The 24586-nt window shown below is 56.0% G+C and carries 24 protein-coding genes; 13 read left to right on the top strand and 11 right to left on the bottom strand.

The window, feature by feature from the left end; all coding sequences use genetic code 11:
• The first annotated feature begins 33 nt into the window (after window positions 1–33).
• The 7 genes from ACR0M2_RS18215 to ACR0M2_RS18185 all read left to right on the top strand — a co-directional run bounded on the left by ACR0M2_RS18215 (window position 34) and on the right by ACR0M2_RS18185 (window position 7835).
• A complete protein-coding gene (locus tag ACR0M2_RS18215; RefSeq protein WP_480706434.1) occupies window positions 34–939 on the top strand; it encodes an alpha/beta fold hydrolase in 906 nt (301 codons plus the stop codon).
• Window positions 936–2330, top strand: coding sequence for a 3-isopropylmalate dehydratase large subunit (leuC, locus tag ACR0M2_RS18210; protein ID WP_480706432.1), 1395 nt, complete (start codon window positions 936–938; stop codon window positions 2328–2330). The genes ACR0M2_RS18215 and leuC overlap by 4 nt, the downstream gene beginning before the upstream one ends.
• Entirely contained in the window at window positions 2331–2936 is a 606-nt protein-coding gene (gene leuD, locus ACR0M2_RS18205) for a 3-isopropylmalate dehydratase small subunit (RefSeq protein WP_480706431.1), read from the top strand. It abuts the gene before it with no gap.
• Window positions 2937–2951: 15 nt separating this feature from the next.
• Complete coding sequence (locus ACR0M2_RS18200; RefSeq protein ID WP_480706429.1) at window positions 2952–3863, top strand: LysR family transcriptional regulator; 912 nt, start codon at window positions 2952–2954, stop codon at window positions 3861–3863.
• A gap of 102 nt (window positions 3864–3965) precedes the next feature.
• Window positions 3966–4346, top strand: coding sequence for a glycine zipper 2TM domain-containing protein (locus ACR0M2_RS18195; RefSeq protein WP_368039771.1), 381 nt, complete (start codon window positions 3966–3968; stop codon window positions 4344–4346).
• 127 nt (window positions 4347–4473) lie between these two features.
• Complete coding sequence (locus ACR0M2_RS18190; protein ID WP_480706427.1) at window positions 4474–4938, top strand: GNAT family N-acetyltransferase; 465 nt, start codon at window positions 4474–4476, stop codon at window positions 4936–4938.
• Window positions 4939–5300: 362 nt separating this feature from the next.
• The gene (locus ACR0M2_RS18185; RefSeq protein ID WP_480690011.1) at window positions 5301–7835 is read left to right on the top strand and encodes a cation:proton antiporter; all 2535 of its coding nucleotides are present in this window, start codon (window positions 5301–5303) and stop codon (window positions 7833–7835) included.
• Window positions 7836–8048: 213 nt separating this feature from the next.
• Here ACR0M2_RS18185 and ACR0M2_RS18180 read toward each other — a convergent pair whose 3' ends face one another.
• Window positions 8049–11369 carry an ATP-binding protein gene (locus tag ACR0M2_RS18180; protein WP_480706425.1) on the bottom strand — a complete coding sequence of 1107 codons (3321 nt, stop codon included), beginning with the start codon at window positions 11367–11369 and terminating at the stop codon, window positions 8049–8051.
• 279 nt (window positions 11370–11648) lie between these two features.
• Entirely contained in the window at window positions 11649–12560 is a 912-nt protein-coding gene (locus ACR0M2_RS18175; RefSeq protein WP_170378113.1) for a LysR family transcriptional regulator, read from the bottom strand.
• Window positions 12561–12667: 107 nt separating this feature from the next.
• On the opposite strand from ACR0M2_RS18175, the gene ACR0M2_RS18170 reads away from it, so the two are divergent.
• The 5 genes from ACR0M2_RS18170 to ACR0M2_RS18150 all read left to right on the top strand — a co-directional run bounded on the left by ACR0M2_RS18170 (window position 12668) and on the right by ACR0M2_RS18150 (window position 17230).
• Window positions 12668–13444 (top strand): CmcJ/NvfI family oxidoreductase, encoded by a 777-nt coding sequence (locus tag ACR0M2_RS18170; protein WP_480706423.1) that lies wholly within the window; start codon window positions 12668–12670, stop codon window positions 13442–13444.
• Window positions 13445–13457: 13 nt separating this feature from the next.
• The gene (locus tag ACR0M2_RS18165) at window positions 13458–14423 is read left to right on the top strand and encodes an LLM class oxidoreductase (protein ID WP_480706421.1); all 966 of its coding nucleotides are present in this window, start codon (window positions 13458–13460) and stop codon (window positions 14421–14423) included.
• Window positions 14424–14435: 12 nt separating this feature from the next.
• Entirely contained in the window at window positions 14436–15224 is a 789-nt protein-coding gene (locus ACR0M2_RS18160) for an SDR family NAD(P)-dependent oxidoreductase (protein ID WP_480706420.1), read from the top strand.
• Between the two features lie 93 nt (window positions 15225–15317).
• Window positions 15318–16163: an enoyl-CoA hydratase/isomerase family protein gene (locus tag ACR0M2_RS18155; protein WP_170350810.1), complete on the top strand. Its 846-nt coding sequence runs from the start codon at window positions 15318–15320 to the stop codon at window positions 16161–16163.
• Between the two features lie 80 nt (window positions 16164–16243).
• Entirely contained in the window at window positions 16244–17230 is a 987-nt protein-coding gene (locus ACR0M2_RS18150) for a zinc-dependent alcohol dehydrogenase family protein (protein ID WP_480706418.1), read from the top strand.
• 158 nt (window positions 17231–17388) lie between these two features.
• Here the strand turns inward: ACR0M2_RS18150 and ureG are convergent, their stop codons facing one another.
• The 9 genes from ureG to ACR0M2_RS18105 all read right to left on the bottom strand — a co-directional run bounded on the left by ureG (window position 17389) and on the right by ACR0M2_RS18105 (window position 22803).
• Window positions 17389–18018, bottom strand: coding sequence for an urease accessory protein UreG (ureG, locus tag ACR0M2_RS18145; RefSeq protein WP_170350812.1), 630 nt, complete (start codon window positions 18016–18018; stop codon window positions 17389–17391).
• Window positions 18015–18680, bottom strand: coding sequence for an urease accessory protein UreF (locus ACR0M2_RS18140; RefSeq protein WP_254437270.1), 666 nt, complete (start codon window positions 18678–18680; stop codon window positions 18015–18017). Before ACR0M2_RS18140 ends, ureG begins: the two co-directional genes overlap by 4 nt.
• A complete protein-coding gene (locus tag ACR0M2_RS18135; RefSeq protein ID WP_170350814.1) occupies window positions 18652–19104 on the bottom strand; it encodes an urease accessory protein UreE in 453 nt (150 codons plus the stop codon). Before ACR0M2_RS18135 ends, ACR0M2_RS18140 begins: the two co-directional genes overlap by 29 nt.
• A gap of 31 nt (window positions 19105–19135) precedes the next feature.
• Window positions 19136–19357, bottom strand: a complete 222-nt coding sequence (locus ACR0M2_RS18130) for a DUF1127 domain-containing protein (protein ID WP_170350815.1) — start codon at window positions 19355–19357, stop codon at window positions 19136–19138.
• 130 nt (window positions 19358–19487) lie between these two features.
• A complete protein-coding gene (gene ureC / locus ACR0M2_RS18125; protein WP_480706416.1) occupies window positions 19488–21248 on the bottom strand; it encodes an urease subunit alpha in 1761 nt (586 codons plus the stop codon).
• Complete coding sequence (locus ACR0M2_RS18120; protein WP_170362032.1) at window positions 21223–21555, bottom strand: urease subunit beta; 333 nt, start codon at window positions 21553–21555, stop codon at window positions 21223–21225. Before ACR0M2_RS18120 ends, ureC begins: the two co-directional genes overlap by 26 nt.
• Window positions 21552–21713: a hypothetical protein gene (locus tag ACR0M2_RS18115; protein ID WP_170350818.1), complete on the bottom strand. Its 162-nt coding sequence runs from the start codon at window positions 21711–21713 to the stop codon at window positions 21552–21554. The genes ACR0M2_RS18120 and ACR0M2_RS18115 overlap by 4 nt, the downstream gene beginning before the upstream one ends.
• A gap of 18 nt (window positions 21714–21731) precedes the next feature.
• Window positions 21732–22034: an urease subunit gamma gene (locus ACR0M2_RS18110; RefSeq protein ID WP_170350819.1), complete on the bottom strand. Its 303-nt coding sequence runs from the start codon at window positions 22032–22034 to the stop codon at window positions 21732–21734.
• Window position 22035: 1 nt separating this feature from the next.
• Complete coding sequence (locus tag ACR0M2_RS18105; RefSeq protein ID WP_217356084.1) at window positions 22036–22803, bottom strand: urease accessory protein UreD; 768 nt, start codon at window positions 22801–22803, stop codon at window positions 22036–22038.
• A gap of 444 nt (window positions 22804–23247) precedes the next feature.
• Here ACR0M2_RS18105 and urtA point away from each other — a divergent pair, with 444 nt between their 5' ends.
• Entirely contained in the window at window positions 23248–24528 is a 1281-nt protein-coding gene (gene urtA / locus ACR0M2_RS18100) for an urea ABC transporter substrate-binding protein (RefSeq protein ID WP_170362035.1), read from the top strand.
• The last annotated feature ends 58 nt before the right edge of the window (window positions 24529–24586 follow it).

The following is a 24586-nucleotide window of genomic DNA, read 5'->3' as shown; positions in this document are numbered from 1 at the left end:
GAATAACAACCCATTTTCGCGGAGCGTTCCGGTATGTTTCTGGATTTCGAGGAACTGACTCTGAATGTCGGCGAGCAGAAGATTTTTGTTCGTCACGGGGGCGACCCCGGCAATCCGGGCCTTTTGTTGTTGCACGGCTATCCGCAGACATCGGCCATGTGGCATGCCGTTGCCCCGCAGTTCACAGATCAGTTCCATGTCATCTGTCCCGACCTGCGCGGATATGGTCGATCGTCCAAACCCGCCTCGGATGATCAGCATACGCCTTATTCGAAGCGCGAAATGGCAAAGGACATGGTCTCGGTCATGTCTCAGATGGGACATGAGACTTTTCTGGTTGGTGCCCATGATAGAGGTGCGCGCGTCACGCATCGAATGGCTCTGGATCATCCACAGAATGTCCAGGCGATGGTCCTACTGGATATCGCTCCGACGCGTGAAATGTATCGCGACACCTCGAAGGAGTTTGCCACCGCCTATTGGCACTGGTTCTTTCTGATTCAGAAACACCCCATCCCGGAACAGATCATCGGCAATGACCCCGCACAGTTCTGGAAACTCAAATGCTTCAATCAGGCTAAAGGTGAAAGTCCCTTTACCGCCGAGGCGCTTGACGAATACATCGCGGCCTTTAGCACACCCGAGGCCATCCATGCCACTTGCGAAGATTACCGTGCCGCTGCGACCATCGACATCGAACATGACGATCGGGACGACGGGCGGAAGGTACAACAACCGCTTATGGTCCTGTGGGCCAAGCGCGGGGTGATCGAGACCTGTTTTGACGCGATGGCGCTGTGGCAAGCGCGGGCGCACTGGGTCGAGGGAGAGGCCGTTGATGCCACGCATTACATGGCCGAAGAGATCCCAGACGAAATAGCAAGCCGAATGCGCGCATTTTTCCTGCGGCAAATCGATCAGAAGGATGCCGCCGAATGAGCAGGACGCTTTACGATAAACTGGTGGACGCACATAAGGTCTGCGACCTGCCGGACGGCGACATGCTGATCTATGTCGATTTCCATATCATGAATGAATACACCAGCCCGCAGGCCTTTTCCGGGCTGGATCAGAAAGGGCTCTCTGTCTGGCGGCCCGAGGCCCATTTGTCGGTCGTTGATCACGTGAACGCTACACGGCAGCGCGATCCGCATGATGCGGCGTCCAAGCTGCTGATCGACAATCTGGAAGCCAATTGCAAAAAGCACAACATCGCCTTTTATGGTCTGGGTGACTGCCGTCAGGGGATCGAGCATGTTGTTGTCCCCGAACAGGGGCTTGTCGCGCCAGGGATGCTGATTGCCTGCGGCGACAGCCACACCACAACCTATGGGGCCTTTGGTGCGTTGAGTTTTGGCATTGGCACGTCTGAGGTTGAACATGTGCTGGCGACGCAGACCCTGCGCTATAAGCGGCTGAAAACCATGTTGATCAATATCGATGGCGATCTCGCCCCCGGTGTGACCGCCAAGGACGTCATCATGAAGGTGGTTCAGGTGGTCGGTGCAGGCGGCGCCAATGGCTATGCTGTCGAGTTTTCAGGCTCGGCCATCCGTGCACAGGAAATGTCTGGGCGGATGACGATCTGCAACATGGCGGTCGAGCTGGGCGGACGGGCCGCCCTGATCGGTGCCGACAAAAAGGCGCTTGAGAGAATCAAGGGCCGCTCGCATAGCGATACGCTGGATTTTGGCGGTCTGGACTGGAACGCTGACCCCGGCGCGGAATATGACACGGTGTTTGAGATTGACGCCGCCGACATTGCCCCGCTTGTCAGCTGGGGTACCAGCCCGGATCAGTCGGTGCCAGTTGACGGCTCAGTCCCTGCCGAGACCGAAGGGATGACGCCCAAGGCACGCGAGGCGCTGAACCGGGCGCTGGGCTATATGGACCTGAAAGCGGGGCAGGCGATGACCGACATTGAAATCGACAGCGCCTTTATCGGCTCATGCACCAACAGCCGTATCGAGGATCTGCGCGCCGCAGCCAAAATCCTGAATGGCAAAAAGGTTGCCGCGTCGGTGAACGCCATCGTCGTTCCGGGTTCGACCTTTACCCGCCTGCAGGCCGAGGCTGAGGGGATCGACCGGGTGTTCAAAGAAGCGGGCTTTGACTGGCGCCCGGAAAGCGGGTGTTCGATGTGCCTTGCGATGAATGACGATATCGCCATGGATGGCGAACGAATTGCGTCCTCGACCAACCGCAATTTTGAAGGTCGGCAAGGCCGCGGGGCACGCACCCATTTGATGAGCCCGGAAATGGTGGCGGCCGCAGCCATCCATGGTCGGATCGCGGATGTACGCGAATTCCTGAGTGAAGGAGTGGACTAGATGCCAAAAACTGTTCACGGGCTGGCCGCCGCCTTGCCGCTTGCCAATGTCGACACCGATGTGATCATGCCCAAACGCTTTCTGATCACGATCACGCGCGAAGGGCTGGCGGATGGCACATTCGCCGACCTGCGCTTTCACGACGACGATACGCCGCGCACGGATTTTGTGCTGAACACACATCCCTGGCACGAGGCTAGGATACTGATCGTCGGCGACAATTTTGGTTGTGGGTCCAGCCGGGAACATGCGGTCTGGGGGCTGGTTCAACTGGGTATTCAGGGCATCATCGGCACCAGCTTTGCGGGCATTTTCTACGACAACGCGCGCAAGAATGGCCTTGCCTTGCCCATCGTCAGTCCTGAGGTTCGGGATCAGTTGATGCAAGCGGCGTCCCATGAGGATGGTGCCAGCTATACGATTGATATCGAAAATCGGGTCATCAGACACGGAGAGGCAGAGCTGCCGTTTGAAATGGACGACGCGACGCAAATCGCCCATCTTGAGGGCCGCGACGACACCCTGAACTCGCTGGATTTCGCCGACGCGATCCGCAAATATGAAAGCGGACTGGGAGAACGGCAACGGGTGCGCGTCATACATTAGCCGGGGTAGTGTGACTTGGAACTTCGCCAACTTCAGTGCTTTGTGGCCGTCGCCGAAGAATTGCATTTTCGAAAGGCGGGCGAACGCCTCGGCCTTAGTCAGCCGGCCTTGTCTGACCGAATTTCTTCCTTAGAGCACGAGCTGGGCTTTGCTCTGTTTTTTCGAACAACCCGGCAAGTCAGCCTGACGCAAGCGGGGTCCGAATTCCTGCGCGACACCAAACGGATACTGGCGGATATCGATAAATCCGTTTCCAAAGCCCGACACACGGCCGACAGCGGGCTGAAAACGCTGCGGGTCAGCGGCGTGGACGAAGCAATCTCGATGCTGTTGCCGCCGGCGCTGATGGAATTCCGCAAACGGCAACCTTCGGTGCACGTGGACATTCTTGAGATTTCGTCTTCGGACTACCATACGAGAGAGCTTGCGAACCATCGGACCGACATTGCTTTTGTCCGCAAACACCCAACGGAAGAATTTCTGCACGCAGATCTTTTGTACCAGCAGGGTGCCGTTGTGGTGCTGCCCTCCGCATCCGAGCTAGCGGGCCGAGCATTGCTGTCAGCGGCGGATATCCGCGATCAGCCGATTATCGGATTTCCAAAACACGCGCGCCCGATCCTGCATGACCTGCTGTGGAACAGCTTTCGTGCCCAAGGATGGCAACCGGACATCGCCTGCGAAGTCATTGACAAATCCACCATGTTGCAGCTGGTGGCGCACGGGGTTGGCATCGGGCTGGCACCAGCCTGGATCCGCACCCTGGCACCTGCGGGTTTGAGCTGCATCCCGTATCAGACAGACAGCCAACGCATCGAACTCTACGTCGCGCGACGGGCGACGGCGAACTCGAAAATGGTAGAGGAGTTTGTGGATGTGGTTAAGTACGTCTCCTCAACCCTGCACCCACACGGCGCAGGTCAGTGACAGATTGCCGATGTGCTTCACAAAGGCACACGTCGACTAAAGTGGAGCAACTCCGGAAGCCTTGATTAACTGCGTGGTTCACCCCAAAGCTGCGCGACGAGAATGCTCAATTGGCGAAACACCGCGCCACTAGGCGGGTTTTCGCGTCTAAATCGACCACGGGTTGGAGAGCAGTTGAGCAGACCCTACATGTCCAGAAACAAGCATCTAAGACATACGCGTGAACGTAAGGAAACCGACATGAAGAAGACAGCAGTAGTATGCCTGCTAGGTGGCACGTTGCTCTTGGCAGCATGTGGAGCCCCGACAACACCAACTCAGGCTCAAGCACAAAACGACGCCCGATGTGCCGCTGGGATTTTGGGGGGTGCAGCCTTGGGTGGCGTCTTAGGCAATCAGGTTGGTTCAGGCACGGGCCAGACCCTTGCAACGGCAGCTGGTGCTGGACTTGGAATGTATGCAGGTCAATCAGCTTGTAACTGACGAAAAGACACAGAAAGTCTGGTACTGGCCTTGCAGTGCTTTTTGGTGCGCTGAAACATTGCGTCGGAGTGTCGAAAAAAGCCGCTCCGTATTGCTGCCCGCATCGTGCCTTAAGGTAAATTAGAAAATGACAAATCCAATAATCAAGCCAACGTCTTCTGACGACATTCCGGGTCTCAAAGCCGTGCTGGACAATACAGGACTTTTCCCAAGCGAGATGCTTCCGGATATGCTGGCACCTACGTTGTCAGGGGAAACAGAAGCTCTCTGGCTTACGTGCCACTCAGACGACGAAGCCGTCGGCTTGTGCTACATCGTTCCAGAAGACCTTGCTGACGGAACCTGGAATATGCTCGCGCTCGCGGTGCGCCCAGACTTGCAAGGCAAACGTCTGGGCGCGGCCTTGGTCAAGGCCGCGGAACAGTATTTGAAAGACAAAGGGCAACGTATCTTAATCGTAGACACATCTGGCACTGATAACTTTGCACTCGCGCGCAAGTTCTATGCTCAGAATGGCTATGAGGAAGAAGCGCGCATCCGCGATTTCTGGGCGGAGGACGATGACAAGATTATCTTCCGAAAGGACCTGTGACGCAATAGGCCCTCTGCCGCTGATATGGCAGAGGGTACCACAAGAAAGCTAGCAGCTTACGCGCCGAGCAACTTCTTCATGGTCACAGCTTGATGGATAGCACTGCTCCGAATGTGGCCAGTGATCTTAAAGTTGTTTGGTGCCCATTGAAGTCATCGGAATCTAACGCCTGCGAGCGGCCTAATCGGTTGGCTTATTCAATCCGTCAAATCGTGGATCTGGTGCCGTAGTTTGCCCCGTCACTGCTGGCATCGGCTGCAACTGCACAGCCTGGCGAGTGTTTATTAACACTTTGATCTGATGTGGTCGAAACGCTTGAAGGGTGGATTCCATTAGTTCGAGTTCTCAGGTAATACGTATGGATGGATATCGTCGTCATTACGACCATCATCACTTCTCTTTTTGTTGTAATCGGGGTGGCGGAACCACTGGCCGCGCGATTGCGCTTGCCCTACAGCGTTATCCTCGCTGTTCTTGGGATAGTGATTGGGCTTGGCGCGGCATTCTTTCTTAACACCGACCTGACGGATGCGCTGAACCCGGGCGCGCAAGCGATTATTGACCTGCCGATCCGGTCTAACGTCTTTCTCTATGTTTTCCTGCCAACATTGCTCTTTCAGGCGACGCTTGGCATGAACCTGCGCAGGATGCTGGACGATTGGATGCCCATCCTGATGATGGCGGTTGTCGCGGTGATCGTGGCGACACTTTCCATTGGCTATGCGCTGAGTTGGGTAAGTACGCTGCCACTGGCCGCCTGTCTGTTGATCGGTGCAATTGTGTCGACAACTGACCCTTCGGCGGTTGTCAGCATTTTTCGATCAATCTCCGCGCCGCGCAGGCTGTCGCGAATTATCGAAGGCGAAAGCCTCCTTAACGATGCCGCTGCCATTGCTCTTTTCGGACTATTCATGAGCTTTGTCATGCTCGGAAGGCCCGACCCATTGCTAAGTGAAGCTGTGGGGCAATTTCCGCTGCTAATCGCAGGAGGTGCTTTCACCGGTTGGCTCATGGCGCGCATGGCTGTTTGGGTGATGGCGTTCGTCGACCGCTGGGATATGGCACAAATTTCTATTTCCGTTGCACTGCCTTATCTCGCGTATATCGTTGCAGAACAAAGCATCGGGGCTTCTGGTGTTATCGCCGTGGTGGCCGCAGGTCTTACGCTTAACCTCACGGGCCCCGGTCGTTTGTCACCGGCCGGTTGGACAAATCTTCAAGAAGTATGGGACCTGCTGGCACATTGGGCGGGCGCGCTTATCTTTATTCTTGCGGCATTGCTGATTCCGAGACTGTTGGAAGGGGTGCAGCCGTCTGACTTCGGCCTGTTGGCTGTGGTGGTTCTTGCTGCAGCGTTTGCACGGGCGGCGGTTCTGTTCGGCTTGTTGCCATTACTCACGACAATCGGTCTGTCGCCAGCTGTTGAACGCCCCTATCGCACCGCGATGCTGTGGGGTGGACTGCGGGGTGCCGTGACACTGGCGCTGGCGCTGGCAGTCACCGAAAGCACGCATATCCCGCTGGAGACCAAGCGACTGGTCGGCATCCTGGCCACTGGCTTTACGCTGTTTACACTGATTGTGCAGGGAACAACCTTGCGCGCAGTGATCACGAAACTGGGGCTCGATAGGCTCTCTCCGCTTGATACGGCACTGTCACGCCAAGTGGTCGCCGTCGCCTTGCAATCGGTGCGCGAGGACGTGTCCCGCATTGCAGAAAACTACGACTTGACCCACGATATCGTCAGAAACGAAGCCAAACAGTTCAGTGAACGCCTCGACGAGGCCGTAAACGCGGCTGAAGACAGCGCGCAGATCCTTGATCGTGATCGGATCACACTTGGCCTTATTGCGCTGGCTGGGGCAGAGCGGGATTCCGTATTGGCCCGAATGCGAGAGCGCACCATGTCATCTGTGCTGAGTGAAAAGATTCTGTCAGACGCGGATCGCCTCATTGAAGGCGCACGGACCGGAGGGCGGCTCGGCTATCAGCGCGCGTCAAACCGCTCCGTCGTTTACGGCAGGTCTTTCCGGATCGCCGTTTTTTTGCACAACCGGCTTCGAATCTCGTTTCCACTCACGCGTATTACAACGGATCGGTTTGAAAGACTGCTCATGCAGCGCCTGATCCTGCGGGACCTTGATGGGTTCGTCCGTGGGCGCATACGTCGAATCCACGGCCGCCGGGTTGCGGAATTGCTTGACGACCTGTTGGCGCGTCGATCCGAGGCGGTTGAGGCAGCGCTTGACGGACTGCGGCTCCAATATCCAGGCTACGCCGAAAAGCTGGAGCGGCGGTTCATCCGGCGAACGGCGCTGCGGCTGGAAGAGCGTGAATACGCGGTCATGCGCGAGGACGGCCTTGTGGGTGAAGAGCTCTATTCGGTGTTGATGCAGGAAGTGGCGGCGCGACGTGCTTTGTCTGAAGGGCGTCCGGTACTGGACATCGCCCTTAAAGGACGGGATCTGGTCCGGCAGTTTCCACTATTTTCTGATCTCGACAAAGCGTCACTGAGGAAACTCAGCAGAGCATTGCGAACCCGATATGCCAACGCGGGTGACACGATCATTTCCAAAGACGAATTCGCGGGGAGTGTATTCTTTATCGCTTCTGGGGCAGTCGAAGTGGAACTCGGCAGACATACTACGCGGTTAGGTCGTGGTGAAATGTTCGGGCAATTGGCCATGCTGTTGAAACGGCCCCGTCGCGTAAACGTGCGGGCATTGGCCCCCTCGACACTGCTAATGCTCGACGAAGCGCGTTTCCGGCGATTGCTCCGGCGCAGTGAGGCAATGCGGAATTCTGTCAAGATGAGCGCAAACAAACGCATGATCGACCCCGCAGTGTTGGATCTGGATGAGCCCGTAGGATCTTCTGAACAAGGGCCCAATTCCTGATAGGCCATCAATGGAAGGAGATTGCGACCCATTCTAGCCGTTTGTAGCCGGTTATTTTTTGCTGGGTTGCGGACGGTAAAACTAGCTATTCGCCGCGTGCGTAAAAAAGGCTGCACGGACACAAACTGCGCGATTGCCGTTACAAAATCTGCACAAATACCTAACGAAAACAAAAAGCTTCAGCTTCGGCCGTTTCATGCGGATATCTGAGATTCAACTGACGGATTTTTCAGCAATTAGCTTCAATGCATCACTCACATCGGTCGTATGCTCACCTCCTGTGATCCTCTCTAAAACGGCACTTAGATCAAAGTCGGCACTTTGCGCTTGTTCAAAACGATTGCATTGCTTGATGTAATCTACCGAGACGCGTAGCTCGAGCATTCCTGCCTTCTGCCGCCTCGCAGATTTCAAAGCCTCACGAAACTCTTGTTCGGCCACTTCATTCTCGCACAGCGCAAGCGCATAGACCCGATCCGTCTCAGATTGGGCCCATCCTTCATTGGTTTGATTTTGGAATTCACGTGCCTGAGCCAAAAAGCTCAAGGCACCTTCCCGATCACCGGTTTTAAGTGTGAGTTCGGCAATCAGAGTAAGAAAGAACGGCTTATAGTTTCCCGCCCCGCTTACCCTCCAAGCTTCTGAAGCTTTCAGTAACGCAAGGATCGTTTCCTGGTTTGGCGAAAGATACGCATTCACCCAGCTTCGCCAGAGGGTCGCAGTCAAGGACATGAACGTGAATGAGTGTTTGATTGAAAGCGCCTCAAGCTTTTCAACAGCCCCGAGTACGTTTTCAGGTTCACGTCTCATTAGGTAAAGCATGCACAGATAGGTCAGCGACTGCGCAATGCTGTGGGCATGCTCAAGTTCTTCTGCGCCCGCCACCGCTTGCGTCTGAACTTCAAGAGCGTTGTCTGGATCCCCGCGCATCCACATGGCCAAACTTAAAAAGCACGAAGTGATGGCCGCATGGTCCGACCCGTAAATGTACGCGAGGTGGCCATCACGTTTCCGGCTGTAGAGTTCTAACGCCTTGTTCAAATGCTCGTATGCTGAACCTAATTCCCCGATATGAAACAACACGGCGCCCATGGCGCGATGTGCCACCATTTGGTGCTGCGTCTCGCGTGTTGTAGTCGCCAATTCCAGCAATTGCGTGGCAACGTTCTTGGCCAAATCATACTCGGCGCGCACCAAATGAAAGGAATACAAACCGTTCAGAACCGGGAACAGATGATCAGTTTCTTCAACGCGTTCGCACAGGTCGCGGATCCTTGCGTAGACCGAGCCGGTCTCATCCGCTGCAATCCCCGCGGTTGATCGTAGAACGCCTGCTTTCAGAACCTGAATCTCAATTTCTTTGCGGTCTCGCTCAGTGCTTTGTTCCAGTTCACTCAACTGTTCGATCGCCAAGGAAAGCTGCGTGTTCGCCTCTGTATTCGCGGATCGTTGGACAGCACGCTGACCGGCAAGATACCGGTAATTGACGGCCTCCTTACGCATGCCAGCCATAGTGTAATGATGGGCCAGCACTTCTGGGCTGGCATCACCCGTGTGCGTCGAAGTGTCATCAAGTTGTTGCGCTACGCGAGAGTGCAGAACGCGACGTTCCCGCTTTAATAGGCTGTTGTAGGCAGTGTCACGAATGAGGGCATGACAGTAACTGAAGGTTTCAAAATCTTCGGCGCGAGAAACGGTAACAATGCCTGCTTCTACCAATAGTTCCAGGTTCGCACGCAGCGCTTTATCGCCAATATCGGCCACTTTAGAGATCAAAGGATAGGTGAATTGAGGCCCGATTACGGCCCCTATCTGGGCCACCTCTTTGGCAGAGCTCAAACGATCAAGGCGCGCCATAAGTGCATCATGTAACGTGCTGGGGACCGAGTTGGCCGGAGAGGCCCCACCCATCGTATAAGTGTCTCGGCCCTTGGTCAGAATGCCCGATTCAAGGAGATCTTTGGTCACTTCCTCTATGTATAACGGCACTCCGTCAGATCTTGCCGCGACCGCGTCGTACATCTCGTCCGAGATCACCTCACCTTTTGCGACTTCGTCCACAATGCTCTTCACCTCTTGAAAATCCAACTGCTTCAAAACAACTTTCGTGAGGTTCGATTGCAGCGTCCAGCCAGGGTCGTACTCGGGCCTGAATGTCATGACGACCAGAACCGGAAGGTCGCGAATTCGCTCCACTATTCGGTCCAAAAGCAGCTTGGTCGTTGGATCAATCCAATGCGCATCTTCAAACAAGAATAGAACCGGCTGCTCCTTTGCTTCCGACGTGAGATTGCCTAGCAGCAGGTCTAATGACTGATCCATGAGTTGCTGAGGCGTCAGATTCAGGGGCCCCAATTGATCCTCGAATGGGATGGACAGAAGGGACGCGGCCAGCTGCAATGCATCGTTGGATTGATCGCCCAGAACAGCACGGATTTTTTCAAGCTTTGCCTCGTTCGAGTCTTCGGAACGGAGCTTGGCGACATTCTCAAGTTGTCGAATGACAGGATAGAACGCAGTCGCAAAATGGTAGGGAGAACACTGATATCGCATCTGCGTGCCGGGCAAGTCCGAAGATTTTTGCCTGAATTCTTCCACCAGCCGCGACTTGCCAATTCCAGGCTCGCCCGACACCAACACAACCTGTCCCTGACCACCGCTGGCAAGCGTCCATTTGTCATTGAGAGTCTCTAATTCTGCGGAGCGACCCACCAACGGCTTAAGCAACACATCATCTATTGCCAAAAAACGGCTTACGGTTTGCCGCTCACCCGTCACCTGCCAAGCTTCGACCTCTTTAGCAAAACCCTTGAGCTTGAACGCGCCTCGCAGAACGTATTCGAAGCTATCACCGGCCAACTGATGCGTGCTGGGGGCGACGATCATCGTTCCTGGATCCGCCATTGCCTGAAGGCGCGCGGCCAGGTTCGGTGTCTCACCCATCGCCGTCCCGTCCTCAAACATGTTTTCGCCACGTAGATCACCGACGACAACCAATCCGGTCGCAACTCCGATACGGACGTTAAGTTTCGCGTGGGTGCGAATTTTCGGCATTTCATTCATAATTTGCAGGCCCGCCCGAATTGCCCGCTCTGGATCATCTTCATGCGCGTGGGGAAATCCAAAAAAGACCATAATCCCATCGCCGTAATAGCTGGCAATATGGCCATCAAACGCAGCAACCGACGCAGCACATGTTTCTTTGAAAAGTCGAAGAACATCGGCCAGATCTTCCGGATCGACGCGTTGTGAAATTTCCGTTGATCCGACCAAATCGATGAACATGACGGTAAGCTGTCGCCGTTCCGCGATGATCTCGGGGCCGGTACCGGTGTTGTGTGGGTCAAGGTCTGCCTTTGCATCGAAGCGAACAGCCTTCATGAAACGCCGCCTTGGTCCGAGGGGGAGGCCGATTGTCACAAGGTCATCGTCTGTTAGCTCAGAAAGATCACCATGTTCGATTTCGTGTTCTGCAAAGGCAGCAGCATACTTGGACAAACCATGTTTTTTTAGCCAAGACGCTATATCGGACATCTACATTTTTGCTTGCCGTTTCAGCAGAACTATCGCCTGCGCCCTACCAGCATGCTTTCCCTTGTTGGATTGACCCGTCGTGCAAACGGTGTTTTCTGATCATGTTCCACTCAATGAAGGACTCTGTTTCAAAGTAGGTCAAGGATTTCATTGGCGCATTGGACGTTAAGCCGTGTACGGCAACGATCGACTTAGATTGGCGGCCTTGGCAAAATCAACATCGCTTGATGCCATAGAACCCGATCTGTGCCCACACGACGGCGACAGATCTTTTCCGGTTCATACTTCCCATGGTGGCGCTGCGCCAATCTCTGCGATCAGAAAGTCCATGAACACCCGCACTTTGGGGGATAGCACGTTGGACTTGGGATAGATCAACCACAAGACATTGTCCTCTGCGGCTTCAAAGTTCGGCAGAACCTGTGTCAGCCGGCCTGACTTCAGTTGCTCATGCACACTCCATAATGCGTTCAATGAAATACCGGCCCCAGCCAGCGTGGCGCAGACCTGGCTTTGGCCGTCGTCGATAATCAATTGACCTTTGGCAGATGCGGGGTCGAATACAGCACGTTCGCCTGCCGGTCCTGTCAGCGGGCGCGGTTGACGGTTTTGGAAGGCGATCAGATGGTGGTTTGCCAGTTCGGCGGGCGTATTGGGGGTTCCGTGCGTTTCAAGATAGTGCGGCGCGGCGCACAGGATGCGCCGGTCATCGGCCAATTTGCGGCCTTTCAAGCTGGTGTCCACAAGCGGCGCGTTCCTAAGTGCAAGGTCAAAGCTGCCTTCGATCAGGTCGAACTGAACATCAGAAAGGCGCAAGTCCAATGTGAGGTCAGGGTGCTGTTGAAGAAACGTCGGTAGGATCGGCGCGATGTAGAGTTGGGCAAAGCTGCTTGGCGCAGCAAAGCGCAATGTGCCCCGGATCGTTGTCGTCTGCTTGCCCAGGGCCGCAAGCGCGGCTTCTTCCTGCGCGATGATCTCGCGGGCGAAAGGCAGGAAATCGGCCCCTTCGACAGACAGCGACACTTTGCGGGTCGTTCGGTGCAATAGTTCAGAGCGCAGGCTCTGTTCCAACTTGGCAAGCTTTGCGCTGGAGACAGCTGGGGCCATGCCCAACGTGCGCCCCGCAGCACTGATGTTGAGCATTTCTGCCGCCCTTACAAACAGTCGGAGCGCATCTGTATCAAGGCTCATTATATCCAAAACCCGAATTATAAATCCTGATATTGGCGGTTTATCTGCAATTTGATCGACATTAAATCCCTTTCGTAGACGCAAAAGGGCCTAGGCAGGAGGCGCAGATGACACGGACAGCCACAGTCAACTACCATGTTCACAAGCCCTATCGGCAAGCTTTTGAACTTGATTCAGGTGGGGTTGCGGGCAACCTGATTTCCCCAGAACTGGCTCCAACGACTGTTGCGCTGGCGGATACCCGCACGAAGGCAACGTCAGTCAAATTTGCATCTGATGCCGTAGAATTCACATTGCTGAAATCGCAGGTCCGGGATTTTACCGGGGACTCCTGGAAACAGACATATGATGCGGAACTGACCGGGATGCTTCTGGATAGGCTGAGTGCGCAAGAGGTTGTGATTTTTGATCACACCGTTCGGGTCGACGATCCCGGTGCCACGCGCAAGCCCGCGCGCAACGTCCACAGTGACTACAGCAAGGACGGGGCTGAGCAGCGCCTTGTCGATCTGCTGGGGGCCGAGACCGCAGCTGAATGGGCGCAAGGTCACTTTGCCTTTGTCAATGTGTGGCGTCCTGTGGAACATCCGATCAATTCCGCCCCGCTGGGCTTTGTTCGCCCGTCTTCAGTTGACCCGTCTGACTGGATTCTGCTGGACCTGATCTATCCCGACCGCAAAGGGCAAATCATGGGGCTGGTGGGAAACCCTGACCATGAATGGGTCTATCTTTCCAAGATGACGCCGGACGAGGCTGCGTTTTTCAACATCTACGACAGTCAAGGGCTACCGTCGGTGGCGCATAGCGCGCTTGATATGATCGAGAATCCAAACGTCACCACCATTCGCAAGAGCATCGAGAGCCGCACTTTGGTGCGGTACTAATGGGGGGCCAGATATGTTGAATAGAATCCAGCCTACCGAGTTTGCCCAGATCAATGTTGCCTACAACCGGGTGTTTCGTCAGGGCCGGCTGAGTGTCGGCCTTGTGTTGCCGCTTGAACCCTATGCGGTCGGCGCAGAGCCGACGATGCAGGGCCACTTAGAGGCCGCGCGGAGGGCAGAGGACCTTGGGTTTGCAGCACTTTGGTTGCGCGACGTGCCTTTCAATGTTCCAAGTTTTGGTGATGCCGGACAGGTTTTCGATCCATTTGTCTATTTGGGTGCGCTGGCAACGGTGACAGACCGGATTGCGCTAGGAACGTCGAGTGTGATCCTGCCTCTGCGTCACCCAGCCCATGTGGCCAAGGCGGCGGCAACCGCGGACGTGCTATCGGGTGGTCGGTTGCTCTTGGGTGTTGCTTCTGGTGACCGGCCCGAGGAGTACCCGGCGATGAGCAAGGGCTTTGACGATCGGGGGGCACGATTCCGCGATAGTGTTGAGTACATCCGCGCGGTCGGATTGGGCTATCCCACGCATGAAAGCGGGCAGGGCACACTGTCTGGCGACATTGATCTGTTGCCAAAGCCGCATGGCACGCGTTTGCCGTTGCTTATCACTGGTGGCAGCCAGCAAACCTCCGATTGGGTGGCACAGAACGGGGACGGTTGGATGACCTATCCACGCAACGCCGCAGCCCAAGGGCGGGTCATCGCGGAATACCGAACGCGCACGAAGGCGGCAGGGCAACCGGACAAGCCGGTTATGCAATCGCTTTATGTCGATGTCGTTGCCGATCCCGCTGCACCTCCGCGCCCGATCCACCTTGGGTTTCAGTCCGGAACTGATTTCCTGTGCAACTATCTTCGCGAGATTGAAACCCTTGGGGTCAATCACGTGGCGCTCAACCTCAGGTTCAATCAAGCACCCATCGACACAACACTTGAACGTCTGGCAGACGTTGTGCTGCCAGGCTTTTCCTAAAGGATAAAACTGATGACCAAGACTGTTCTTATCACCGGTTCAACTGACGGCATTGGCTTGCTGACAGCAAAGAAACTGGCCGCTGACGGGCACCAAGTGCTTTTGCACGGGCGCAGCGCACCCAAATTGGAGAGCGCCGCCGCCGAAGTCGGTAGCAATGTCGAAACCTATACCGCTGATCTAAGCGATCTGTTCGCGGTTCGAAAACTGGCCGAAACCATACGCGCCAAACATGACCAACTGGATATGTTGATCAATAACGCGGGTGTGTTGAAAGCCCCGCAAACGGTGCTTGAGAATGGACAGGACATCCGCTTTGTCGTGAATACGCTTGCCCCCTATCTGCTGACCGAATTGTTATGGCCGATCATTCCCGCAGACGGGCGCGTTGTGAACCTGTCATCGGCGGCGCAGGCCCCGGTAAACGTCAAGGCCATGCAGGGCAATGTGCCGCTGACAGACATGGAGGCCTATGCCCAAAGCAAGCTGGCTATCACGATCTGGACAAGGGAATGGGCTAAATTACAACCCGATGGGCCGGTGATGGTCGCGGTGAATCCCGGATCGCTTTTGGCCTCGAAGATGGTGAAAGAGGGCTTTGGTGTTTCTGGGAACGATATGAGCATTGGCGCTGATATACTGATGGATGCGGCCCTGGGTGGGCGGTTTGCTGACGCGTCAGGTGCCTATTTTGACAATGACAGTGGGGCCTTCGCTGATCCACATGCCGCAGCGCTCGACAAAGATCACGCGGCCGACGTCATGAACACAATCAAGGGCTTGATTAGCCAGACAGGCTGATCTGGGCGGCGCGGCCGCCCCAAACACACATCCACCTTTACCTCCTATCACCCCTCACGCGCGCCGCGTCGAGGCCCAAGAAAGGACTGCCTGATGAAATACGAAAACTTCCAAACTTTTGAAGTTGCCGTTGAAAAAGGTATCGCCACGGTGACATTCAATTTCGGTTCCGTGAACGTGCAAGGCCAGGAAATGTTGGCCGACCTCAACAGCCTGGCCATGCGGCTAGAGCGCGACCGCGACACCAAAGTAGTGATCTTCCAATCCGCCAACCCAGAAATCTGGGTTTGCCACTACGACACCGATCTTCTCAAAGACATGTCGACCGAGGCGGTATCCCGCGAGGATGCACAGCTGTTGGACCTGCAATCGGTTTGCGAACGGATCAGCAAGGTGCCGCAGGCCACTATTGCCAAGCTGGAAGGGTTCGCACGCGGTGGCGGGCACGAATTGGCACTGGCGCTCGACATGCGTTTTGCCGCGCGGGGAAAGTACAAGTTCATGCAGATGGAGGTCGGTATGGGCATCCTGCCCTGCGGCGGTGGCGCGTCGCGGATGGCACGCCAAACCGGCCTTGGCAAAGCGCTTGAGATCATCCTGAGCGCGCAGGATTATGACGCGGATGATGCAGAGCGTCTGGGAACGATCAACAAGGCTTTGGAGCCGGATGAGATTGGCCCATATGTGACCGCGCTGGCCGAACGGATCGCGCAGTTTCCGGCAGAGTCGATCAACGCCTGCAAGCAGATGGTTTATGAATCCATCGACAAACCCATTCATGAGGCACTGAAGGCCGAAGCCTATTGGCTTTATCAGGCCACCAGCAAAACCCCGGCTGTCAAACGGTTTGCCATCGCGGATGAACAAGGTTTGGAACACGACATCGAAAATCAGCGTAAGTGGGGCGACCTGGTTATGCAGGTGCAAGATATCAACTGAACCCCCATCAAAATAACTACGTCCAGGCGCCCGATATCTCGATGCGCGCCCCAGCGTGGTGCTAGACAAGGAATTTCCCAATGAAAGCAATGGTTCTGAATGCCTATGGACCCGACGCACAGTTTGAGCCCGCAGAAATGCCAGACCCGGTTGCGGCACCCGGACATGTGGTGGTCCAGGTGGCGGCCACCAGCGTCAACACAGTCGACACGATGATCCGAAGCATGGGGGCAGAACTGCCCCTGTCCCCTGCGCTGCCTGCCGTACTTGGCATGGATTTTGCAGGCACAGTCGTTGCATTGGGCGACGGAGTGACAAACTTTGCCCTAGGTGATGAGGTGTACGGCTGCGCCGGTGGTCTGATGGACCTTCCTGGCACTCTGGTCGAGTACATGAACGCAGACGCCCGCCTGATTGCACACAAACCCAAATCGCTGAGTATGCGGGAGGCCGCAGCGCTGCCCCTCGTCGGTATCACCGCCTACGAAGGGTTGACCCGTGCTGGTGTAGGCGATGGGCAGACCGTGCTGGTACAGGGCGGCGCCGGAGGCGTTGGCCATGTCGCAGTGCAAATTGCCCGTCACCTTGGTGCAACAGTGTCCGCAACAGGTCGCGGCGCGGATCAGATGGCTCTGATTGAGGGGTTGAGTGCGCGTCCTTTGGATTTCACAACGCAAAAGGTTGAAGACTACGTGGCTGCGCACACTGATGGCGTGGGCTTTGATGTGGTGTTCGACAGCGTTGGTGGGCCGAACATGACAAACTCATTCGCAGCGGCCAAGCTCAACGGCCATGTCGCCTCAACCGTTGCGATGGTCGAGATTGATTTGACGCCCGCGCATTTCAAAGGTCTGTCCCTGCACGTCGTCTTCATGCTGATCCCGATGATGCATGATGTCGGGCGGCAAACCCATGGTGACATCCTCAAGACATTGGCGAATCTGGCGGATGCAGGGGGGCTCAAACCTATTGTTGACGAACACAAGTTTGGGTGGGCCGATGTCGGCGCAGCCTATGCGCACCTGACGAGCGGAGCTGCGGTCGGGAAAGTGGTTGTAGAGTTGTAATCCGCACCTGTTGAGTTTGGTGCGCACAGGATGATCGTGCGCACCAATCTTAGGTAGCTTCCGGACAAGCGTGAAAAACACGATTGTCCTTTTGACCCCTTCAATCGATGTCCAACATCGGCTTTGTGTGCCGACAACTTACCATCTTTGCTGGCGATCTAACGCGCTTGCGAAATCCTTAGACCTCCGCCTTTCACAAGGAGGTCCACAATTGCGTCGACCCCTTTTCTGCGACGAAGGGACGAGAACAAAAACGGCCGTCCTTTGCGCATTCTTTGCGCATCACGTTCCATAACTTCTAACGAAGCACCAACATGCGGCGCCAAGTCGGTTTTGTTGATGACCAGAATGTCCGATTTCGTAATCGCCGGCCCGCCTTTGCGTGGAATTTCCTCTCCGGCGGCGACGTCAATCACATAGATTGTAAGGTCTGCGAGTTCCGGACTGAACGTAGCCGATAAATTGTCCCCGCCGCTTTCGATCAGAACCACATCAAGATCGGGATGGCGGTCTTGCATTTCGGCGACCGCAGCCAAATTAATCGAGGCGTCTTCGCGGATCGCTGTGTGTGGGCACCCACCGGTTTCCACGCCAATGATCCTGTCTTGCGGCAGGATCTGCATGCGCATCAGCGCTTCGGCATCCTCCTGCGTGTAAATGTCATTGGTGATAACGCCCACTGAGCAGACATCGCGCAGGGCTTCGGATAACGCTGCGGTCAAAGTGGTCTTTCCGGCGCCCACCGGACCACCGATGCCAACGCGCAGGGGGCCGTTCATACTGCTCATGTTCGGAACATCCTTGAATACTGTGTTTCGTGTTTCATCGACGCGATGTCTGTCAGGAACGCTGTCGAGTTCAAATCATCCAGGCTGGCCTTTTGCGCCGTTTCGGCAATACGGGCGCATAGCGGTGTCAATTCTCGGATCACTTTCTGAGACGCGGTCTGGCCCAACGGCACAAGGCGTGTTGCGCAAGAGGCCAGGTTGCTTGCAAAGGCTTGCAGAAACATCTTTGTCGTCAGCAAAAGGGGAAGGCCTTGCAAACGCGCGGCGTGGCCTAGTGAGACGGGATAGGAGTACTTTCGAAGGTCTAAATCCCAGACATTTCCAGTCACCGTCCCGAATGCCTGTCCTAGGAACTCGGTTTCCATTTTTCTTTCGGACGACGCGCAAAAGGCCCGTGCAGTAACGTCGACGCCGATAAGTTCATCTTTATCCTGCGCGTTGTATGCCGAAACAACGAACAGAGCGTCGTTCCAACCAGAACCATGTTCCAGCACATCTGAAATCCAGGCTTGGGTGCCTCGTGAATCGGTGACGGTCCCTTCGTCAATTGCGGTCTCTAGCCCGTGAGAATAGGCAAAGCCCCCTACAGGGTAAGCGGGCGACAACCATTGCGTCAGCGTCAGGATGTCGGCGTCAGTGGGCGTGGCCATGAGTCCTGCCATGGCCATAGGCCCCGCCTTCGGGGGTGAACGGTTCATGCACTTCCCGCACCGAAGCCCCGATTTTCAAAAGCATGTCTTGGATGACGTGATCGACTTGGATCAGCAGATGATCCTTTTCGATCTGACAAGGCGTGTGGCGGTTGCCGATATGCCAAGCGACGCGCGTCAGATCCGGGGCTGTTATTTCCAGCAACGCTTCGGGTGCAGCTTGTATTTCTACTTCGCGGCCGTCATCCAGAACCAAAGCGCCGCCGTGGTTCAACGACGTCGTTTGCGCCAGATCGACAAGAATCTGTTCGCCACTTTCGCAGGTCAGAACCTTGCGGCGCAAAAAACGGTCATCATAGGTCAGTGACAGGGCGTCCGCAGGCTCGCCGTGTAAATGATCAGAATATTGCCGTGCTGTACAAAGGAGGATAGTCATGCCAACGCCCCCTCTGTGGAACGGGCAGCTGTTACCAGATAGAACCCGCGAAAACGTGTTGTACGATACGGTCGCGGGACAGGCCGCGTTTGCGCAGTTCTTCGTCGCTCAGCGATTGCAGGAACTGGATTTGATCGGTGCGCGATCGTGCTTCGGCCAATCGAGCAAGAGCCGAATAGATCGACGAACCAATCGTCGAGAACAGACCGAATACGGAAAAACCGGAATGCGGTTGATTTTCTGTGTGTGCCATTGGGACCCTCGTATGCTTGCGAGACGTTGGTCCTCCCTTGCGTGATAGTATCTGTCATATTGCACTCGCTTAGTAGTGGGCAATTGGTCATGCCCGGGATGCGCTTGCTGCAATGCAGCGAAGTTTTTAATCAGAACATGAAGTATCGCTGTGCCATCGGTAGAACTTCGGCTGGCTGACAGGTTAGCAATTCACCATCCGCGCGGACCTCGTAGGTTTCCGGGTCGACATCGATCTGGGGTGTTGCATTGTTCAGCAACAGATCGCGTTTGCCGATATTCCGCGTGTTGTGCACGGCGACAGTTTGCTTCGCCAAGCCCAGTGAATCACCAATCCCGTCGGTCTGTGCGGCCTCAGAGACAAATGTGATCGCCGAATGCTCGACCGAGCGGCCATAGGCCCCGAACATCGGACGGCTATAGACAGGCTGCGGTGTCGGGATTGAGGCATTGGGATCGCCCATCTGCGCGCAGGCAATCGTGCCGCCCAGCAGAACCATTTCGGGTTTCACGCCGAAAAACACCGGGTTCCACAGCACCAGGTCAGCGCGTTTGCCTTCTTCGATACTGCCGATCTGATGGCTGAGCCCATGGGCGATAGCCGGGTTGATGGTGTATTTCGCGATGTACCGGCGGACGCGCAGGTTGTCGTTGTCCCCGGTTTCCTCGGGCAGCCGGCCCCGTTGTTTCTTCATCTTATCAGCCGTTTGCCATGTACGGATCAGCACCTCGCCCACACGGCCCATGGCCTGACTGTCGGAGGCGATGATGCTGAACGCGCCCATGTCGTGCAGGATATCTTCGGCGGCAATGGTCTCGCGCCGGATGCGGCTTTCGGCAAAGGCCACGTCCTCGGGGATCGATTTGTCGAGATGATGGCAGACCATCAGCATATCCAGATGCTCTTCGACCGTATTCACGGTGAACGGTCGCGTCGGGTTGGTCGAGGACGGCAGAACATGGTTCTCACCGCAGATTTTGATGATATCTGGGGCGTGACCACCACCTGCGCCTTCGGTGTGGAAGGCGTGGATGGTGCGACCTTTCATGGCAGCCACGGTATTCTCGACAAATCCGGATTCGTTCAGCGTATCGGTGTGGATCATCACCTGAACATCCATCGCATCGGCCACTGACAGGCAGCAGTCGATGGCGGCAGGGGTCGTTCCCCAATCCTCGTGCAGTTTCAGCGCGCAGGCCCCGGCCTTGACCTGTTCCTCCAGCGCCGAGGGTAGTGAGGCATTGCCCTTGCCCGCAAAGGCAAGGTTCATCGGAAAGGCATCCGCAGCTTGCAACATCCGACCGATATGCCAAGGGCCGGGGGTGCAAGTGGTCGCCAAAGTACCATGTGCCGGGCCGGTACCACCGCCAAGCATTGTCGTCAGGCCGGAATGCAAGGCGTCTTCGATCTGTTGTGGGCAGATAAAGTGGATATGGCTGTCGAACCCGCCCGCCGTCAGGATGCGGCCCTCGCCTGCAATTGCCTCGGTTCCTGGGCCAATGATAATGTCCACGCCAGGCTGCGTATCCGGGTTTCCGGCTTTGCCGATCTTGGCGATACGCCCGTCCTTCAGCCCCACATCCGCTTTGTAAATTCCGGAATGATCTACAATCAGTGCGTTCGTGATGACCGTGTCAACGGCCCCCTCGGCGCGTGTGGTCTGAGATTGGCCCATCCCGTCGCGAATGACTTTGCCACCGCCGAACTTGACCTCTTCTCCATACACATCTTCACGGTGCCCGGTTTCGCTGAACCGTGCAGCGGTTGCGCGTTCCACGATCAGATCTTTTTCAACCTCTATGATCAGATCGGTATCCGCCAATCGTACTTTGTCGCCGACCGTTGGGCCGAACATAGAGGCATAATCACCCCGACTGATCTTGCCCGGCATCTTTCAAAGCCCCCATGATGTGCATATTGAATCCGTAGATGTGCCGGCGCCCCTCAAATGGCACCAACATAACTTCGCGAATTTGACCCGGTTCAAATCGCACAGCGGTGCCTGCTGGGATGTCCAACCGCATCCCCAAGGCCGCGTAGCGGTCGAAATCCAAGGCAGAGTTTGCTTCGGCAAAGTGGTAGTGGCTACCGACCTGAACTGGCCGATCACCAGTATTGGCGACAACAACAAGACGGCTGCTGCGACCGGCGTTGAGCGTCAGTGACCCGTCGGCAGGTATGATCTCACCTGGGATCATTTCGGCAGCTTCAAGATCACGGTGATGGCGATGACGGCGATCAAGGCCAACCCAGCTGCCAACGCGGCGTAATCGCTGCCGTGTGCATGAACATGAGTGTCCGTGTGGGCCATGGCCGGACCAGCCAGAATAAGAGCGGGAAAGAGCATGCGGTTCATTTGTATCTCCTTTGGTAATTAGCGAATGGGGTTGTGGACTGTTACAAGCTTGGTGCCATCCGGGAAGGTGGCTTCGACCTGTACCTCGTGGATCATCTCGGGCACGCCTTCCATGCATTGGCCTCGGGTGATCACTTCGGCCCCGGCTTGCATCATATCGGCGACCGAACGACCATCGCGCGCGCCCTCGACCACGGCATCGGTGATCAGGGCGATAGCCTCGGGGTGGTTCAGCTTGACGCCGCGGGCCAACCGTTTTCGGGCGACCTCGGCTGCCATGGCGACCAGCAGTTTGTCTTTTTCACGAGGGGTCAGGTTCATGTCAGAGCATCCAGCATCGGGGTAACGTGTCTTTGTTCAGTCTGCGCAAAAGCGGCATCAACGCGCTCCGAAGGGCAAAGCTGCTTTTGGCCAGAACACGGATAACCAGCAGGTCGTCCCGGATAAGGGTTGCACCGGCGGTTTCGGGCAGCATTTCGCGAACAGGGTCCAACTGACCTGCGGCGGACCTTGAGGCAAAGACGATCAGCGCCATCGCCCCTGCGCCATTTGCGGTATGCGGCTTGGACATATGCGCGTGCCAATCGCCAGAGAACCGGATTGCATCCAGAAACACCGGCACCCCTTCGCGCCGTATCTCGATCCGATCGTTTAGGCGGATATCGGTCAATGTTTCGCCCATGGCCGCGCGCCCAAAGACCAGCGGCTCTACCATCAGCGTCTGGGCATCCGGGCACAGGTCGATCCTGAGGCGTCGGTCCAAAGTGCAGCCATTGAACAGAATGGTTTCTTGCGGCAACCAGTTCAGCCGGGCGCCTGTCTCGACTGTCAGATGGTTGGTGATCTGGCCGCATTCTTCGGGCTGAGCCTTGTAAGCGCGTTCGCAGGCTTGTGTTGTCAATGTCAGCGCCGTGCCTTCCGCTGCCTTGCCGGAAAACCGGAATGTGTCGCCTCCGGTCACGCCACCTGCTGTGTTCAATAGAACGGCATCAAGATCAGGCGTCGTGGTTCTGGGAAACAGGCACTTAAAGGACCCCGACTGGCGAAACTTGTCCAGAACCGTTCTGTCGCCCAATTTCTTGGTGCTCAAACTGACGGTGCCAGCAGCACGCGGCGGCACCGCACTGTGCGTGGGTAATATGGCTGAAACTTGGGTAATAAGGCACCTTTAGCGCGTGGTTTGGTGCCTCTTGTTTCACTGTTGAAGGGTCAGAACACTAACTTGCAGTGTCGGAAACTGCTTATTTCCACATCGTGCGTCTAATTTTTAGACAGTGACCTTAGTCTTGGATGAAAAATTGGGCGCTTCTGGCTGATTCCGCAAATTGAGTTAGAGGCAAGTTGCCAATCTTGCTGCAATGCAGAAACCGTATAGGTGCCACCGCGGAGATGACCCGGGGGTGTGTGACGGCTGCGCGAATTGGACCTCGAACACAACCGCCACACGTAAACGCAACAACAGTTGCGGGGATCAGGTAGAAGAGAAACGTGCCTTTGCGCAAGCCCTCTCTCCCGGCCCCGCCAGGAGGATTACATGAAACCGCTCAAATCCACGCTCGCCGGATCGGTTGTCTTTGCGGCCATAGCTACTGCTGCATTGTCGGCCGAAGATACGATCAAGGTCGGAGTGCTGCATTCGCTTTCGGGCACGATGGCAATCTCGGAAACGACGCTGAAAGACACCATGCTCATGCTGATCGATCAGCAAAACGCCAAAGGCGGTCTGTTGGGTAAACAGCTTGAAGCGGTCGTCGTGGACCCCGCATCGGACTGGCCCTTGTTCGCGGAAAAAGCGCGTGAGTTGCTGACTGTTCACGAGGTGGATGTGATCTTTGGCAACTGGACATCGGTCAGTCGCAAGTCGGTTCTGCCGGTGATCGAAGAACTCAACGGTCTCTTGTTTTACCCGGTTCAGTACGAGGGCGAAGAAAGCTCGAAAAACGTGTTCTACACCGGTGCCGCGCCAAACCAACAGGCAATCCCTGCGACCGACTATTTCCTGGATGAACTGGGAGTCGAGAAATTTGCGTTGCTTGGCACCGACTATGTCTATCCCAGAACCACGAACAATATTTTGGAAAGCTATCTGAAGCAGAAGGGCATCGCGGATGACGATATCTTCGTCAACTACACGCCCTTCGGCCATTCCGACTGGTCCAAGATCGTGGCTGACGTGGTTGCGCTGGGCGCAGATGGCAAGAAGGTTGGCGTGATCTCGACCATCAATGGTGATGCAAATATCGGCTTTTACAAGGAACTGGCCGCGTCCGGCGTATCGGCGGATGACATCCCGGTTGTGGCCTTCTCGGTCGGGGAAGAGGAGTTGTCGGGTCTCGATACCGCCAACCTTGTCGGCCATCTAGCGGCTTGGAACTACTTTCAGTCGGCCGACACCGATGAGAACGCCGAATTCGTTGACACCTGGAAAGCCACCATGGGCGACGGGCGCGTGACGAACGATCCGATGGAGGCGCATTACATCGGCTTTAACATGTGGGTGAACGCCGCGACCGCAGCCGGTTCAACCGAAGTCGACGCTGTGCGCGCCGCGATGTACGGGCAGGAATTCCCGAACTTGACCGGTGGTACTGCTGTCATGCTGCCGAACCACCACCTCGCCAAGCCGGTTCTGATTGGCGAGATTCAGGAAGACGGCCAGTTCGACATCATTAGCGAGACAGATGTTGTGCCAGGCGACGCCTGGACCGATTACCTGCCGGAATCGGCGGTCCTGAAATCGGATTGGAAGGATCTTGGTTGCGGTATGTACAACACCGAAACCAAGACGTGCGTTCAGACCCTGTCGAACTACTAATCTGCAAGCAAGGCGGGTGTAATCGCCCGCCTTGCCGCCAAGACACACGGGTTTCACC

The sequence above is a fragment of the Ruegeria sp. BE10 genome (assembly GCF_056538905.1).
This window is presented reverse-complemented; position numbering and strand designations above follow the sequence as displayed.

What these genes read in the sequence shown, in the direction of transcription:
- ACR0M2_RS18215 (WP_480706434.1), top strand. Translation starts at nt 34, where the DNA reads ATGTTTCTGGATTTCGAGGAACTGACTCTGAATGTCGGCGAGCAGAAG.
- leuC (WP_480706432.1), top strand. Translation starts at nt 936, where the DNA reads ATGAGCAGGACGCTTTACGATAAACTGGTGGACGCACATAAGGTCTGC.
- leuD (WP_480706431.1), top strand. Translation starts at nt 2,331, where the DNA reads ATGCCAAAAACTGTTCACGGGCTGGCCGCCGCCTTGCCGCTTGCCAAT.
- ACR0M2_RS18195 (WP_368039771.1), top strand. Translation starts at nt 3,966, where the DNA reads ATGCTCAATTGGCGAAACACCGCGCCACTAGGCGGGTTTTCGCGTCTA.
- ACR0M2_RS18190 (WP_480706427.1), top strand. Translation starts at nt 4,474, where the DNA reads ATGACAAATCCAATAATCAAGCCAACGTCTTCTGACGACATTCCGGGT.
- ACR0M2_RS18185 (WP_480690011.1), top strand. Translation starts at nt 5,301, where the DNA reads ATGGATATCGTCGTCATTACGACCATCATCACTTCTCTTTTTGTTGTA.
- ACR0M2_RS18180 (WP_480706425.1), bottom strand. Translation starts at nt 11,369, where the DNA reads ATGTCCGATATAGCGTCTTGGCTAAAAAAACATGGTTTGTCCAAGTAT.
- ACR0M2_RS18175 (WP_170378113.1), bottom strand. Translation starts at nt 12,560, where the DNA reads ATGAGCCTTGATACAGATGCGCTCCGACTGTTTGTAAGGGCGGCAGAA.
- ACR0M2_RS18170 (WP_480706423.1), top strand. Translation starts at nt 12,668, where the DNA reads ATGACACGGACAGCCACAGTCAACTACCATGTTCACAAGCCCTATCGG.
- ACR0M2_RS18165 (WP_480706421.1), top strand. Translation starts at nt 13,458, where the DNA reads ATGTTGAATAGAATCCAGCCTACCGAGTTTGCCCAGATCAATGTTGCC.
- ACR0M2_RS18160 (WP_480706420.1), top strand. Translation starts at nt 14,436, where the DNA reads ATGACCAAGACTGTTCTTATCACCGGTTCAACTGACGGCATTGGCTTG.
- ACR0M2_RS18155 (WP_170350810.1), top strand. Translation starts at nt 15,318, where the DNA reads ATGAAATACGAAAACTTCCAAACTTTTGAAGTTGCCGTTGAAAAAGGT.
- ACR0M2_RS18150 (WP_480706418.1), top strand. Translation starts at nt 16,244, where the DNA reads ATGAAAGCAATGGTTCTGAATGCCTATGGACCCGACGCACAGTTTGAG.
- ureG (WP_170350812.1), bottom strand. Translation starts at nt 18,018, where the DNA reads ATGAGCAGTATGAACGGCCCCCTGCGCGTTGGCATCGGTGGTCCGGTG.
- ACR0M2_RS18140 (WP_254437270.1), bottom strand. Translation starts at nt 18,680, where the DNA reads ATGGCAGGACTCATGGCCACGCCCACTGACGCCGACATCCTGACGCTG.
- ACR0M2_RS18135 (WP_170350814.1), bottom strand. Translation starts at nt 19,104, where the DNA reads ATGACTATCCTCCTTTGTACAGCACGGCAATATTCTGATCATTTACAC.
- ACR0M2_RS18130 (WP_170350815.1), bottom strand. Translation starts at nt 19,357, where the DNA reads ATGGCACACACAGAAAATCAACCGCATTCCGGTTTTTCCGTATTCGGT.
- ureC (WP_480706416.1), bottom strand. Translation starts at nt 21,248, where the DNA reads ATGCCGGGCAAGATCAGTCGGGGTGATTATGCCTCTATGTTCGGCCCA.
- ACR0M2_RS18120 (WP_170362032.1), bottom strand. Translation starts at nt 21,555, where the DNA reads ATGATCCCAGGTGAGATCATACCTGCCGACGGGTCACTGACGCTCAAC.
- ACR0M2_RS18115 (WP_170350818.1), bottom strand. Translation starts at nt 21,713, where the DNA reads ATGAACCGCATGCTCTTTCCCGCTCTTATTCTGGCTGGTCCGGCCATG.
- ACR0M2_RS18110 (WP_170350819.1), bottom strand. Translation starts at nt 22,034, where the DNA reads ATGAACCTGACCCCTCGTGAAAAAGACAAACTGCTGGTCGCCATGGCA.
- urtA (WP_170362035.1), top strand. Translation starts at nt 23,248, where the DNA reads ATGAAACCGCTCAAATCCACGCTCGCCGGATCGGTTGTCTTTGCGGCC.